15 protein-coding genes are annotated in these 15,398 nt (G+C 27.7%); 10 read left to right on the top strand and 5 right to left on the bottom strand.

What is annotated here, in order from left to right; all coding sequences use genetic code 11:
* The first annotated feature begins 24 nt into the window (after nt 1–24).
* Nucleotides 25–909, top strand: a complete 885-nt coding sequence (locus tag B5D11_RS07255; protein ID WP_078682383.1) for a YncE family protein — start codon at nt 25–27, stop codon at nt 907–909.
* On the opposite strand, the gene B5D11_RS07250 is transcribed toward B5D11_RS07255, so the two are convergent.
* On the bottom strand, nt 906–1,430 hold the full coding sequence (locus B5D11_RS07250) for a DUF4364 family protein (RefSeq protein WP_078682382.1): 525 nt from the start codon (nt 1,428–1,430) through the stop codon (nt 906–908). The genes B5D11_RS07255 and B5D11_RS07250 overlap by 4 nt on opposite strands.
* 325 nt (nt 1,431–1,755) lie before the next feature.
* On the opposite strand from B5D11_RS07250, the gene pdaB reads away from it, so the two are divergent.
* From pdaB to B5D11_RS07235, 3 genes are all read left to right on the top strand, one after another.
* Nucleotides 1,756–2,523 carry a polysaccharide deacetylase family sporulation protein PdaB gene (gene pdaB, locus B5D11_RS07245; protein ID WP_078682381.1) on the top strand — a complete coding sequence of 256 codons (768 nt, stop codon included), beginning with the start codon at nt 1,756–1,758 and terminating at the stop codon, nt 2,521–2,523.
* A 122-nt stretch (nt 2,524–2,645) separates the two neighbouring features.
* On the top strand, nt 2,646–3,161 hold the full coding sequence (locus B5D11_RS07240) for a hypothetical protein (RefSeq protein ID WP_078682380.1): 516 nt from the start codon (nt 2,646–2,648) through the stop codon (nt 3,159–3,161).
* A 78-nt stretch (nt 3,162–3,239) separates the two neighbouring features.
* Complete coding sequence (locus tag B5D11_RS07235; RefSeq protein WP_078682379.1) at nt 3,240–3,920, top strand: single-stranded DNA-binding protein; 681 nt, start codon at nt 3,240–3,242, stop codon at nt 3,918–3,920.
* A 47-nt stretch (nt 3,921–3,967) separates the two neighbouring features.
* Here the strand turns inward: B5D11_RS07235 and dapD are convergent, their stop codons facing one another.
* Entirely contained in the window at nt 3,968–4,678 is a 711-nt protein-coding gene (gene dapD / locus B5D11_RS07230; protein WP_078682378.1) for a 2,3,4,5-tetrahydropyridine-2,6-dicarboxylate N-acetyltransferase, read from the bottom strand.
* Between the two features lie 184 nt (nt 4,679–4,862).
* Between dapD and B5D11_RS07225 the strand changes: the two genes are divergently transcribed.
* A complete protein-coding gene (locus B5D11_RS07225; RefSeq protein WP_078682505.1) occupies nt 4,863–6,029 on the top strand; it encodes an aminotransferase class I/II-fold pyridoxal phosphate-dependent enzyme in 1,167 nt (388 codons plus the stop codon).
* Between the two features lie 69 nt (nt 6,030–6,098).
* Here B5D11_RS07225 and dapB read toward each other — a convergent pair whose 3' ends face one another.
* The 3 genes from dapB to B5D11_RS07210 all read right to left on the bottom strand — a co-directional run bounded on the left by dapB (nt 6,099) and on the right by B5D11_RS07210 (nt 8,900).
* Nucleotides 6,099–6,851, bottom strand: a complete 753-nt coding sequence (gene dapB, locus B5D11_RS07220; protein ID WP_078682377.1) for a 4-hydroxy-tetrahydrodipicolinate reductase — start codon at nt 6,849–6,851, stop codon at nt 6,099–6,101.
* Between the two features lie 115 nt (nt 6,852–6,966).
* Nucleotides 6,967–7,854 (bottom strand): 4-hydroxy-tetrahydrodipicolinate synthase, encoded by an 888-nt coding sequence (gene dapA / locus B5D11_RS07215; protein WP_078682376.1) that lies wholly within the window; start codon nt 7,852–7,854, stop codon nt 6,967–6,969.
* Nucleotides 7,855–7,898: 44 nt separating this feature from the next.
* Nucleotides 7,899–8,900 carry an aspartate-semialdehyde dehydrogenase gene (locus B5D11_RS07210; RefSeq protein WP_078682375.1) on the bottom strand — a complete coding sequence of 334 codons (1,002 nt, stop codon included), beginning with the start codon at nt 8,898–8,900 and terminating at the stop codon, nt 7,899–7,901.
* A 728-nt stretch (nt 8,901–9,628) separates the two neighbouring features.
* Between B5D11_RS07210 and B5D11_RS07205 the strand changes: the two genes are divergently transcribed.
* The 5 genes from B5D11_RS07205 to B5D11_RS07185 all read left to right on the top strand — a co-directional run bounded on the left by B5D11_RS07205 (nt 9,629) and on the right by B5D11_RS07185 (nt 15,282).
* Nucleotides 9,629–11,344, top strand: a complete 1,716-nt coding sequence (locus B5D11_RS07205) for a peptide ABC transporter substrate-binding protein (protein ID WP_078682374.1) — start codon at nt 9,629–9,631, stop codon at nt 11,342–11,344.
* Nucleotides 11,345–11,415: 71 nt separating this feature from the next.
* Nucleotides 11,416–12,348, top strand: a complete 933-nt coding sequence (locus tag B5D11_RS07200; protein WP_078682373.1) for an ABC transporter permease — start codon at nt 11,416–11,418, stop codon at nt 12,346–12,348.
* Nucleotides 12,349–12,360: 12 nt separating this feature from the next.
* A complete protein-coding gene (locus tag B5D11_RS07195) occupies nt 12,361–13,293 on the top strand; it encodes an ABC transporter permease (RefSeq protein ID WP_078682372.1) in 933 nt (310 codons plus the stop codon).
* Between the two features lie 13 nt (nt 13,294–13,306).
* Nucleotides 13,307–14,326, top strand: coding sequence for an ABC transporter ATP-binding protein (locus B5D11_RS07190; RefSeq protein WP_078682371.1), 1,020 nt, complete (start codon nt 13,307–13,309; stop codon nt 14,324–14,326).
* Nucleotides 14,326–15,282 carry an ABC transporter ATP-binding protein gene (locus tag B5D11_RS07185; protein WP_078682370.1) on the top strand — a complete coding sequence of 319 codons (957 nt, stop codon included), beginning with the start codon at nt 14,326–14,328 and terminating at the stop codon, nt 15,280–15,282. The genes B5D11_RS07190 and B5D11_RS07185 overlap by 1 nt, the downstream gene beginning before the upstream one ends.
* Nucleotides 15,283–15,398: the final 116 nt, after the last annotated feature.

The raw sequence follows: 15,398 nt of genomic DNA, 5'->3' as shown, positions 1-15,398 counted from the left end.
ATTAGTGTAACGGGGGTGATTAGATTGAGCTGCTTATACGTATGCAATACTTCTTCTGACTATATTTCAAAGGTTAACTTAATTCAATTTAAAGAGGAACAGAAAATAGAACTAAGCAGGCATGAAGCTTATAAAGCCGGTCCCCATGATATATGTATTTATAAAGATAAGTTATTAGTAGCTAACAGTTATAGTAATAGTTTATCTATTGTAGATATAAATATGAATAAAGAAATTGAAAATTTTTTTATTGGCATGCATTGTAATGGAGTAGATGTTTTTGAAGATAATGCTTATATTATCTGTGGTGAATTAAATAGTATTATAGTATTTAATTTAAGCCAAAATAAAATAATTGAAGAAATACCCTGTGGTAATTTTCCACATAGTATATCTATTAATAAAAATAAAAAGATAATAGCAGTATCTAACATGAATAGTGATAGTATAACACTAATTGACTGTAGTGATAACTTTAATATTAAAAATATAAAAGTTTTAAGTTATCCAGTAAAAGCAATTTTTACACCAAAAGAAGATAAGCTTTTAGTATGTGAAAGTTTTATGGGAATTAATAAAAATGGAAGTTTATGCATGATAGATTTAAAAAATTTAGAAACTGTATGGAGATTAAAAGTAGGAACTTATCCTGTAGATATTTATTGTGAAAATAATATTTGCTATATATCTAATTTTGGAGATGGTACTATAAGTATAATAGATATGGATAATGTAAAAGAAATAAAAAAAATAAAAATAGGTGGGATGCCAAGAGGTATAATTAAAAATGAAGAAAATATTTATGTGGGTGATAACTATAATAATTTTTTAATAGAGCTTAATTTAAAAAAAGAAACTAAAAAAATCATACCTATAGGGGGAGAACCTACAGGTATGCTAATTATTTAATCTATAAGCAAACTAATTATTTTACTATATAATTCTGATGAATTTTGCTTCCATCTGCTGCAAAGTTCTCTTGCTTGTTTAATTGAAGGAACATTTAATTTTAAGTCCATTAAAATTGAATTGTTTTCAGTTGCTTTTAAATTTACTATATAATTATTATTATTTTCAATTGTATAATCAGCAAAAATAGTAATTTCTTTTTTAATTTTTTCTAAATGTAGTTTTAAATAGTTATCTATTATTTCTATTTTATCTTTAGGAAGTCTTTGCTTAAACATAGAAAGAACTTTTGAACCTTTTGCTGTTATAATTAATTTATGTTTAGATTCTTCTTTTGTATATTCTAAAAATCCAGAAGAAACTAATTCAGATATGTATTGATGAAGAGTAAAATAATTTATGAAATTATTTTCAAGTACTATTTGTGTTATCTGTATATTAGAAATTGGAAGATTGATTTTATCAAATATATAAAGAAGAAGTAATTTATTTTCTGCTAATTCAGAAGTATCTCCAAACACAGTTATTCCCCCTTGTATTAATGTATATTATAATGCTAACATTCTTAAAAATATTATAAAAATATTATATCACAAAAAGCATCGAAATAAATCGGTGCTTTAATTTCATGTTTATAGTTTTTCTTTTAAAAAAATACTTATACTGTATTATTAAAGGCTCAAAGACCTATATTATCCAAAGTAAAATGAGAAATTTAACTCAAAATAAAAAATAATATGATAGTAAAGTATATATAAAGACATATGTTATCCAAAGTAAAACATATGAATATAAAATTTTTTTAAGAATAATATTATATAGAAATAATAAATATGAGGGAGATATATGACAATATTACATGAAAAAAGGAAAATAGCTAAAAAAATATTTATAGCATTAATTTTATTATTTATAAGTTCTATAACTTCAATAATAGTTAATTATAAAAATATAGGAGTATTTAAATTAATGCATAAAAAACTCCCTATATACAGTGTAGATGTAAAAGAAAAAAAGATAGCATTAACTTTTGATGTAAGTTTAGGAGAAGATAATACAGAACAAATATTAGATATATTAGATAAATATGATGTTAAAGCTACATTTTTTCTTGTAGGAAGATGGATTGAGGATAACAAAGACCTTGCTAAAGAAATATCTAATAGAGGGCATGAAATTGGCAATCATAGTGACAAGCATCCAGATATGACAAAAATACCAAAAGAAAAAATATTGCAGGATATTAAAAACTGTGAAGATAAAATTATATCTATAACAGGTCAGGAGACAAAGCTTTTTAGAGCTCCTTCAGGAGCTTACAATGATACTTTAATAGAAACTATAGAAGAGGCTGGCTTTTATTGTATTCAGTGGGATGTTGACAGCATTGATTGGAAGGAACAAGGAGAAGATATAGAATATAATAGAGTAATTTCAAAAACAAAACCAGGTTCAATAATTTTATATCATAATACTGCTAAATATACACCTAAAAATCTTCCTAAAGTACTAGAAAAATTAAAAAATGATGGATATACTTTTGTAAAAGTTTCTGATTTAATTTATAAAGATAATTTTTATATAGATTCTACAGGAAGACAAATATCTAAATAAAATGTATTTGTATTGAAGATTATAATAAATATGTAATATAATGAGAACATATATTCATAAATGTATAAAATACAGCCTCCTGCTTAAAATAATTTAAAATAAGTTTTTGCAGGAGGGATTATATGAAAAACTTAACAATAATATCTGGGATAGAAGAAGAGAAATTAAAAACATATATATTAGAGGCTTTAGATATTTTAGAAATTCATTATAAATTTTTATTTTTAGATGAGTTAACTGAATATTCTAAGTTAGACTATATAATTTTAAATAGTAATAAAAAATTAAAATTTTCAAATTTAAAATGTAATTATTGTTTTATTAATATGGATAATAATTATAAAGAAAATTTGAATATATATGGGAATATAATAACATATGGATTTGGGAATAAAAATACAGTAACTCTTTCCAGTGTTGAAGATAATAATTTAGGTTTTGTATATTGCCTCCAGAGATATTTAGATTTAAAAGAAGATTACATACTTGAACCTCAAGAAATACCTATTCATTTTCAATATATTAATGATATACATTTATATTCATTGATGGTATCAGTAACAATAGCATTGATTGAAGGATTAAAAGCAGAAGATATAGAAAAAAAATTATTTAAAAAAGTTTTATTTTTAAGTTAAAAATTGTTATATTTTATTTTTTATTTGAATATTTATATGTTGTGTGAGTAATTAAAACTAAGGGAAAGAGGGGTTAAGATGGACAATTTAATGTTAAACAATAAGATATATTTGGAGGGGAAAATAGTATCGGATCTTCAATTTAGCCATGAAATGTATGGAGAAGGATTTTATACATTTAATATTGAAGTACCAAGATTAAGTGAAGCAAAGGATTTATTAAATGTTACAGTTTCGGAAAGATTAATAGTAGGAATGGATCTTAAAGAAGGAAGTGAAGTAATAGTAGAAGGGCAGCTTAGATCTTATAATAAATTTATAGATGGGGCTAACAGACTTATACTTTCAGTATTTGCAAGAAATATTGAATTCTGCATTGAAAAAAGTAAAAATCCAAATCAAATATTTCTTGATGGATATATATGTAAGCAGCCAATTTATAGGACTACTCCTTTTGGAAGAGAAATAGCAGACATGCTTTTAGCAGTTAATCGTTCTTATAATAAATCAGATTATATTCCAACCATAGCTTGGGGAAGAAATTCAAGATTTTGCCAAAACCTTCAAGTAGGAGATAATATTAGAATATGGGGAAGACTTCAAAGCAGAGAATATGAAAAGAAAATATCAGAGAATGAAACAATTAAAAAAGTAGCTTATGAAGTATCTATATCTAAAATGGAAAAAGTAAATAAAGATTTAAGTGTAATAAAAAGTGACGACGAAGAAAATGAAAATGTTTTTGAGGAGAATAAATAATAAAAATAAATAATAAAAAATAAAAGAAAAATAAGGGAAAAATTCCCTTATTTTCTTAAATCATCAAGTATTTTTGTCTTTTCTTTTGTTCTTTCATCTACTGTTTTTATAATTTTTGCAGGTGTTCCAGCAACAACAACACCTTCTGGTACATCTTCTGTTACAACAGAGCCTGCAGCTACAATGGCACCATTTCCAACTTTAACTCCTTCAAGAATGACAGCATTTGCACCAATTAAAACATCGTCTCCTATTTCACAAGGACTTTTACTAGGAGGTTCAAGAACACCAGCGACAACGGCGCCAGCACCTACATGTACTCTTCTGCCAATTTTTGCTCTGGCACCTATAACAGCATTCATATCTACCATAGCGCTTTCTCCAATTTCTGCGCCTATATTTATTACAGCTCCCATCATAATTACAGCATTCTTTCCTATTATAACTTTATCTCTTATAATAGCACCTGGTTCAATTCTAGCATCTACATTTAGAATATTCATAAGTGGAATTGCTGAATTACGTCTATCATTTTCTAATTTAAATTTTTCTATTTTATTTTTATTTTGGTTTATGAATTCTAAAATTTCATTACCTTCACCAAAAAGTACATAAAAATTATTGGAGCCATATACATCTATATTTCCGAAATCACATTCATCTAAATTTCCTGATATATATGCTTTAACAGGGGTTGTTTTTTTTGATTCTTTTATAAATCTTGCTATTTCATAAGGGTCTGTTAAATTATATTCCATATTAATAAACCTCCTTTTTTAAGTTATTAAACTTTTACTATATGGCAATATACAATAAATTATAATAAAAAATAAAGAATAATGAAAGGGGTAAATTAGCATAAAAAGAAAATCTTTTAAAAAATAGCAAAAAAGAATATAATTATAAGTATAAATCAAATACAAAGGAGGTAGTTTAGTGGATATTTCTACATATAACGAATATGCAATTTCAAAAAGAGTAAAAAATATAGAAATTTCTGGTATAAGAAAATTTTACAATAAAGTTATTCAAGTACCTGAGGCTTTATCTTTAACATTAGGACAGCCTGATTTTAATGTCCCAGGAAATATAAAAAAAGCAATGATAAATGCTATAAATGAAAACAAAACAGAATATACATTAAATTCAGGGTTAACGGAGCTTAGAGAAGAAATATCTAAATTCTTAAGTAAATTTAATATAGATTATAATAAAGATGAGATATGTATAACTGTAGGAGGCAGTGAAGCTATACTTTCCACATTTACTGCTATATTAAATGAAGGAGATAAGGTTCTTATACCAAGTCCAGCTTATCCAGCTTACGAAAGCTGCAGTAAATTAGCAGGTGGAAAAGTAATAAATTATAGTCTTAATGGAGATTTTTCTATAAATGTAGATGAAATTAAAAAACTTATTGAAACTGAAGATCCAAAGATATTAATACTTTCATATCCATCTAATCCTACAGGGGCAAGTTTATCTAAAGAAGATAGAAATAAATTAAGTAATTTATTAAAAGATAGTAATATAATCATAGTTACAGATGAAATATATAGCTCTTTATGTTTTGAAGAAGAATATTATTCTATAGCTCAGTGCAAGGAATTAAAAGATAGAATTATTTTAATAAGTGGTTTTTCTAAAATGTTTTCTATGACTGGGCTTAGGGTAGGATATGTTTGTGCACCAAAATTTTTTATGGATGAAATAATGAAAGTACATCAATATAATGTTTCTTGTGCACCATCAATAGCCCAGTATGGTGCTTATGAAGGCCTTAAAAATTGCCTTAAAGATGTAGAAGATATGAAAAAAGAATTTATAAAAAGAAGAGATTATGTATATAAAAGACTTATAAAAATGGGATTAGAAACAGTAATGCCTACTGGAGCTTTTTATATATTTCCTTCTATAAAAAAATATGGATTAAGCAGCGAAGAGTTTTGTGAAAGACTTCTTAAAGAAGCACATTTAGCTCTTGTTCCAGGTTCAGCTTTTGGTCCTTTAGGAGAAGGACATGTAAGGATATCTTATTCTTACAGCTTTGATATTTTAAAAGAAGGTATGGATAGACTTGAAAAATGGATAAATAAAAATTTTACATAATTAAATAAAAATAATCCATTGCATTATTTTTATGATGCAATGGATTATTTTTTAAGCATACTGTAAATTTTAATTATTTTCTATAATATCGTCCATAGAGTAAAGTCCTTTTTCTTTGCCATACATAAATTCGCAGGCTTTTAATGCCCCTATAGCGAATACTTCACGAGATAAAGCTGTGTGTTTTATTTCTATTATTTCTCCTTGGCCTGCAAACATAACTTCATGTTCCCCTACAATACTTCCACCTCTTACTGCATGTATTCCAATATCTTTATGATTTCTTTTGCTATTTCCTTCTCTTCCATATACATAATTTGTTTCTTCAGATATAGAAGACTTTATAGTATCTGCAAGAAGAAGAGCAGTACCACTTGGAGCATCTACCTTTTGATTATGATGCTTTTCTATTATTTCAATATCAAAATTATTATAAAGAAGGTTAGTTATTTTTTTTAATATATTATTAACTACATTAATTCCTAAAGACATATTAGCAGAACGGAATATAGGAATTAATTTGCTATATTCATCTATTTTTGATAATTGCTCAGCACTATAACCTGTAGTACAAAGAACAAGAGGTATATTTTTATCTTTTGAATAAGTTAGTAGGGATTCTAAAGAATCAGGTCTTGAAAAATCAAGAATTACATCTATTTTTTCTTTGCACTCAAAAATATTTTCATAAACAGGATAATTCATATTTGTTTTAAATCTATCTACTCCTGCACATATTTTTATATTAGGGAAATTAGTACAAGACTGGGTAACTATTTTACCCATTTTCCCACAACAGCCATTTAATAAAATATTTATCATTTAATCACTCCAATGCTTATTTATAAGCTTTTTATTTAAAACTAACTTATACATATATTTAATATAAATTTTTTATTATTTGTAGTACATGTATAAGTAATAATTTAAAATATTTTTATTGGGATAATTTTAATCCATAAGATACAAGTTCTTTCTTTAAAATTTCTAAATTAGCAGGAGACATTTCACAAAGAGGAAGTCTTAAATTTCCTACATTCATTCCCATAAGGTTCATGGCAGTTTTTATTGGTATAGGATTTGTTTCTATAAATACAGCATCACTTAAAGCTAAAGTATTAAGCTGTATTTTTAATGCATCTTCATATTTTCCTTCAAAGAAAAGTTTGCACATATCATGAATATCTTTAGGTATAATATTAGCAAGTACTGAAATTACCCCTAATCCTCCTAAGGACATAATAGGAATTACTTGATCATCATTTCCAGAATATATATCTATTCTATCACCACAAAGAGCTTTAATTTTAGCAACTTGGCTTATATTTCCGCTAGCTTCTTTTATAGCTTTAATATTTTCAAATTCACAAAGAGCTTTAAGTGTTTTAGGTTCAAGATTCATGCCTGTTCTTGATGGAACATTATATAATATAATAGGAAGATTTACACTTTCAGATATAGCTTTAAAATGCTCAATAAGTCCTTTTTGAGTAGTTTTGTTATAATAAGGAGTTATTACTAAAAGTCCGTCTACACCAACACTTTCAGCAAATTTACTCATGGAAACAGAAGCTTTTGTATTATTTGTACCAGTTCCTGCTATTACAGGTATTCTCTTTTTTATTACATCTACAGTAAATTTAATTGTTTCTTTTTTTTCAGCTTCAGTCATTGTTGAAGCTTCACCGGTAGTACCACATACAATAATAGCGTCAGTGCCGTTTTCTACATGCCAATTTAAGAGTTCTTCTAATTTTTTAAAATCAACTCCAGATTCATTAAAAGGTGTAACTATAGCTACGCCACTGCCTTTAAAAATACTCATATAATTAGCCTCCTTCTTAATTATTTATAAAAAATCACAGTTGATTATGATTTTTTCCTTTCATTTATTATATATTCTGCAATCTGAATTGCGTTTAGTGCAGCACCTTTCCTTATGTTATCTGCAACAACCCATAAATTCAAACCATTATCCACACTAAAATCTCTCCTTATTCTTCCCACATAAACTTCATCATGTCCTTCTGCCTCTAATGGCATAGGATAAACTAAATTATTAACATCATCTTTTAAAACAATACCTTTAGAGTTTTTATAAAGATTAAATATATCTTCTATGTTAAATTCATTTTTTAATTCTACATTAATACTTTCACTATGGCCGTAATAAACAGGAACTCTTACAGTAGTAGCAGTTATTTTTAAACTGTCATCGTGCATAATTTTTATAGTTTCATTTATCATTTTAAGTTCCTCTTTAGTATATCCATTTTCTGTAAAAGTATCTATATGAGGAATAACATTATTAGCTATTGGATAAGGGAATTTTTTTGGTGCTTTACCATTAATTCCTTCTTTTAAATCATTATATCCTCCCATACCTGCACCGGATACTGCTTGATAAGTAGAATAAATAATTCTTTTTATTCCATATTTATCATATAAAGGTTTTAAAGCTACTACAGCTTGTATTGTTGAGCAATTAGGATTTGCTATTATACCTTTATTTAATTTAATATCTTCAGGATTAACCTCTGGAACTACTAAAGGAACGTCTTTATTCATTCTCCAAGCACTACTATTATCTATTACAATGGCGTTATATTTAGCAAATATAGGTGCATATTCAAGACTTACATCTCCTCCAGCAGAGAAAAGAGCAAAATCAATAGATTTATTTTTTATATTATCTTCTTTTAGTTCCTCTACTATTATATTTTCATCTTTAAATGAAATAGAAGTACCAGCAGAACGTTTTGAAGCAAAAAGATATAAATTGTCTATTGGAAAATCCCTTTCTTCTAATATTTCTATAAATTTTCTTCCAACCATACCTGTGCAACCAACAATTGCTACATTAAATTTCATGTTTTATACCTCCTAAAAACTATAAAATATATATAATAAGTATATTATATAATCTATATGTAAAAAAATATATACTTTTGTATGTTAAATTGTAAAATTGTAATTAAAATAAAATTTTAGTAGAATTATTATTTATTTTTTATTATAATAAAAGTATTATTTCCTTTCTATTATTATTATGATATTAGAAAAATTTTTTAAAGTGCTATAATTTTTAAATTATTTTATATATTTTTACTTTTAGTTTATAATAAATAAGATGAATTAGATATATAAAATATAAACAAAAATATATTTTATTTTTTAGAGCAAGAAAGATTATTATAAATATTATTATTTTGTTAGATGTTAACATTAAATTTTAAATAATGATATCTATGAATAAATTTAAATTTTTATTATTCAATTGATGCTTAGATAAGAAAATTTTAATTCAATTATTAGAAAATTTCAAACAGATTTTTATAACTTTGCTGTAATAAAACCATGAAAATTCAAATGTTGACAACATATAAAATGTATGGTAGTATGTAAAAATGAAAAAATAAGACATAAAAATTTATGAATTTTCATAGCTTAAACATTTATATTTTAATAATTTCATAATTATTAAAATTATCATGAATAGTTAATATGATAATTAGAAATACTTATTATATGAAATAATATGATAAGTAGAAATACATATCATATATAAATATATATATAAATTAAAAGGGGGAAATAAAATGAAAAGCAAAAAAATGTTAGCCGCAGTTATGGCTGCTACAGTTCTTACTGCATCTTTGTTTGCAGGTTGTGGTAGTAAAACACCTCAAGCAGGAACTGATAATCAAGCTGCATCAGGAGAAATGGATAAGGAGCAGTATTTAAATTTAACTTTAAAGGCAGAACCTAAAACAATGGATTTGTCAAAAGCAACAGATCTTTATTCATCTCAAATACTTATTGAAATAACAGAAGGTTTAACAAGGCTTGAAAAAGACAAAGATGGTAAGGAAATCATTGCACCAGCTGGAGCAAAAGAATGGAAAACATCTGAAGATGGCTTAAAATGGACATTTACTCTTAGAGATTATGAATGGTATGATGGTAAAAAGGTTACAGCAAATGATTATGTTTACAGCATTTTAAGAACACTTGATCCTAATACAGCAGCACAGTATGCATACTTTTTATTCCCAATTAAAGGGGCAGAGGAATATAATTCAGGAAAAGGTAAGAAAGAAGATGTTGGAGTAAAAGCAATAGATGATAATACTCTTGAATTTACATTAAAACAGCCAGTACCATATTTCTTACAATTAACTTCATTTAAAACATTTTTACCTCAAAGACAGGATATAGTTGAAAAATATGGAGATAAATATGGTACAGAAGCAGAAACTCTTCCTGTAAACGGACCATTTAAAATTGCAAGTTGGACACATCAAAGTGATGTAGTTCTTGAAAAAAATGAAAAATACTGGGATAAAGACAATGTTAAATTAGATAAAGTTAATTTTAAAATTATAAAAGATGAAACAGCAAGAATGAATGAACTTGAAAATGGTTCTATAGATGCTGTAGGAGTTAGAAAACCAGAGTATGTAGATCAATTTAATAAAGCAGGTAAATATACTAATTTAACAGGATATGATGGATCTGTAGTTTATCAGACTTATAATACAATACCAAAAATTGATGGTCAGGTAAACCCATTTAATAGTCCTAAGGTAAGACTTGCTTTCTCATTAGCATTAAATAGAGAAGATATAGTAAAAACAATTTACAAAGGACTTGGTTCACCAGCACTAGGATGGGTACCATTTGAAATTCTTATAGGAGATCAAGAATATAGAAAAGCTGCAGGGGTTGAACCATTAAAAGCTGCTTATGATAAATATAAAGACCCTAAAGCTTTACTTGTAGAAGGACTAAAGGAATTAGGACTTCCTGAAGATCCATCTAAAATAACTATAAAGATGATTAACTCTGGAACAGATGCTGAAACAAAAGAAATTGCTGAATATTATCAACAGGCATATCAAAATGCTCTAGGAGTTAAAATAGAACCAGAATATATGGAATGGAACCAATTTATGAAAAGACTTGACAGTGGTGAATATCAGCTTGCAGGTTTAGCTTGGGGTGCTGACTATAATGATCCAATGACATTTATGGATATGTGGCTTAGCAACGCTGGACAGATGAATAATGGTTGGAAGAATGCTAAATATGATGAACTTATAAACAAAACTAGAACTGCTAAAGATGATGCTGAAAGAACAGAATTATTTAAACAAGCAGAACAACTTCTTTTAGTTGATGAAGCTGTAGCTTCTCCTGTAAATTACAGAAAATACAACATATTTGAAGCTAATTATGTAAAAAATCTTATGCTTGTAAATTTTGGTCAATTATATGAAGTTAAGTATGCTTATACTCAAGGCAGAGGAAAATAAAAAATATTGTATTAAAGTTGCTGTGGGATATAATCCTGCGGCAACAAATTTTATTTTGTGGAGGGATGAATATGCTAAAGTTCATAGCAAAGCGTATAGGATATATGTTTGTAACATTATTTATAATAATAACAATAACCTTTATGCTTATGCATATAATGCCTGGAGATCCTCTGACAACTGGACAAAAAAAACTTCCAGAACAGGCTAGAATAAACTTTAGAGCTAAATATGGTTTAGATAAATCAGTTCCAGAACAATATTTAACTTATATTAAAAATGTTGCAAAAGGTGATTTAGGAGAATCTATGGTATATGCAGGAAGAAACGTTAGCGATGTTATAAAAGAACATGCTCCTAAGTCAGCAAGAATAGGTATTCAATCTATAGTATTAGGATTTTTGTTAGGGTGTATTTTAGGAATTATAGCTGCTTTCAATAGAGGAAGATGGCCTGATTATTTAGTTATTTTTATTGCACTTCTTGGAGTTTCTATACCAAGCTTTGTAGTTGCGGCTCTTCTTCAATACACATTTACTGTTAAATTTAAATTACTTCCTACAACAGGATATGGTTCTTTTAAATATACAATACTGCCTTCTATTGCTATGAGTTTTAGTTCAATTGCTACTTATGCTAGATATATGAGAGCTAATGCTTTAGATGTAATAGGACAGGATTATATATTAACAGCAAAAGCTAAAGGCGTATCAAAAATTTCATTAACATGGAAACATATTATAAGAAATGCTATTTTGCCAGCTATAACATTATTAGGACCTCAAATAGCTGGAGTATTAACTGGGTCTTTTGTAATAGAAACAATATTTTCTATACCAGGATTAGGCTCCTACTTTGTAAACAGTGTAACGGATAGAGATTTTACTATGATAATGGGACAAACCATTTTTGTTGCAGCACTTTATATATTCTCATTAGTTATTGTTGATATTGTATACGGACTAATAGATCCAAGAATAAGAATATCAGGTGAAAAGAAATAGGAGGAGCGAATTATGTCAGAATTAAGTAAAGAAAAATTTCAAATTATTGGTTGCGAAAATTCTAATGCTGACGAAATTCTAAGACCAAATATAACTTACTGGCAAGACGCTTGGAGAAGACTTAAGCAAAATAAAGTTGCCATAGCTTCATTAATTATACTGGTTTTAATAATATTTATTACCATTTTTGGACCTATGATTACTAAATTTTCATTTGAAGCTATGGATACCTCTAACATTAATCAAAGCCCTAATAAAGTACATTGGTTTGGTACAGATATGTTAGGACGTGATCTTTTTGCAAGAGTAACAAAAGGTGGAAGAATATCTATAATTATAGCTTTTTTTGGAGCTATAATTGATACTTTTGTTGGAGTTATATATGGTGGTATATCAGGTTATTTCGGTGGTATTGTTGATGATATAATGATGAGAATTGTTGAAATATTAAGTAGTATTCCTTACTTAATAGTAGTTATTCTTATTTCAATACTTTTTTCAGAACTTCAGATTAAAGGAGCCATTCTTCCACTTATAATAGCAATGACTATTACTGGATGGGTAGGTATGGCAAGATTAGTTAGAGGACAAATTCTTCAAATAAAAGAACAAGAATATGTATTGGCAGCACAAGCCCTTGGTGCCAATTCAAATAGAATTATTTTAAAGCATTTAATTCCAAACACAATTGGAGTTATGATTGTAGCTATAACTTTTGATATACCATCTTTTATATTTGGTGAAGCTTTTTTAAGCTATATAGGCTTAGGAGTAAAATCTCCAAATACAAGTTGGGGTGCTTTAGCTCAATCAGGACAACAAAATATGAAGTTTTATCCTTATCAGTTATTTTTCCCGGCACTATTTATCAGTTTAACTATGCTTTCATTTAACTTGTTAGGCGATGGATTAAGAGATGCATTAGATCCAAAATTACGTCAATAGGGGGGAAATAGCAATGGAAAAAATATTAGAAGTTAAAAATTTGAAAGTTTCATATCATACTTACGCTGGTGAAGTTCAATCTGTAAGAGGTGTAGATTTTTACTTAAATAAAGGAGAGACTTTAGCAGTAGTAGGTGAGTCTGGTTGTGGTAAATCAGTTACAGCTAAATCTATAATGAGGCTTATACAAACCCCTCCAGGAGAAATAAAAAAAGGTTCGGAAATAATATTTAATGGCAAAAACTTGGTGGATTTACCTGAAAAAGAATTAAGAAATATAAGAGGCGCAGAGATAAGTATGATTTTTCAAGATCCTATGACATCTCTAAATCCAACAATGACAGTTGGCAAGCAAATAGCAGAAAGTTTAATAATTCATAGAGGTATGAATAAACATGAAGCTATGGGTGAAGCAATTAAAATGCTTAAACTTGTTAATATACCTAATGCAGAAAAAAGGGCAAAACAATATCCTCACGAATTTTCGGGCGGTATGAGACAAAGAGCTATGATTGCTATAGCACTTGCATGCAATCCTAAAATACTTATAGCTGATGAACCAACAACAGCACTTGATGTAACAATTCAAGCTCAAATAATGGAACTTATTGCAGATCTTCAGGCTAAACTTGGAACTGCAGTTATACTTATAACTCATGACCTTGGAGTAGTTGCTGATGTTGCACATAGAATTCAAGTTATGTATGCAGGTCAAATAATAGAAAGAGGAACTACAGATGAAATATTCTATAAACCTCAGCATCCGTATACTTGGGCATTACTTCAATCAGTGCCAAGGTTAGACACTGGACATAAAAAAGAGTTATATTCCATTAAAGGAACTCCTCCGGATTTAATAAAGCCACCAGTAGGATGCCCTTTTGCATCAAGATGCGAATATGCAATGCCTATATGTAGAGAAGCTATGCCAGAAGTTACAAAACTTTCTGATAGCCATGAAGTTTCTTGCTGGCTAAAACATTCATTAGCACCAAAAGTAGAAATGCCTAAAGAATTAGGAGGTGCAAAATAATGGCAGAACAAAATCTAATTGAGGTTAAAAATTTAAAAAAATACTTTAAAGTTGGTAAAGATGCTGTATTAAAAGCAGTAGATGATGTAAGTTTTAATATAAAAAAAGGTGAAACATTAGGTTTGGTTGGAGAATCAGGTTGTGGTAAAACAACTTGCGGCAGAACTGTAATGGGATTATATGAAGCAACTGATGGTAAAGTATTATTTGATGGTGTAGATATTCATAAATTAAATCATAAAGAAAAGAAAAAATTTACAAGAAGGGCACAAATAATATTTCAAGATCCATATGCTTCATTAAATCCGAGAATGACTGTAGGAGATATTATTGGCGAAGGAATTGACATACACAACTTATATACTGGAAAAGAAAGAACTAACAGAATATATAAACTTTTAGAGCTTGTAGGGTTAAATAAAGAGCATGCCTCTAGATTTCCACATGAATTTTCAGGAGGTCAAAGACAAAGAATAGGTATAGCAAGAGCTCTTGCTATAGAACCTGAGTTTATTGTATGCGATGAGCCTATTTCAGCTCTTGATGTATCTATACAAGCACAAATTGTAAATTTGCTTATTAATCTTCAAAAGGAGCTAGGACTTACTTATTTATTTATTGCCCATGATCTTTCTATGGTTAAGCATATATCTGACAGAGTTGGAGTTATGTATTTAGGTACTATGGTAGAACTTGCAGGTAGTAATGTTTTGTATGATAAGCCTTTGCACCCTTATACTCAAGCACTTTTATCAGCTATTCCTATTCCTGATCCTGAAACAGAAAGGAAAAGGCAAAGAATTGTTATTGAAGGAGAAGTGCCAAGTCCAATAAATCCAAAACCAGGATGCAGATTTGCAGCTAGATGTAAGTATGCTAAACCTATTTGTCATGAAAAAAGACCAGAATTTAAGGAAATTGAAAAAGATCACTTTGTAGCTTGTCATCTTTTCTAGATGGGGAATTTCTCCATCTTTTTTTATTGTAAATAATATGTATAGTATACTAAATATATTAGAGTATAAAAAATTTTTTATAGATATAAATATAATGATTATCTAAATATAGTGAT

Origin of the sequence: Clostridium sp. USBA 49 (genome assembly GCF_900167505.1) — a bacterium.
GTDB lineage: Bacteria > Bacillota > Clostridia > Clostridiales > Clostridiaceae > Clostridium_AT > Clostridium_AT prolinivorans.
The sequence above is the reverse complement of the archived record's forward strand: the minus strand, read 5'-3'. Positions and strand labels throughout refer to the sequence as shown.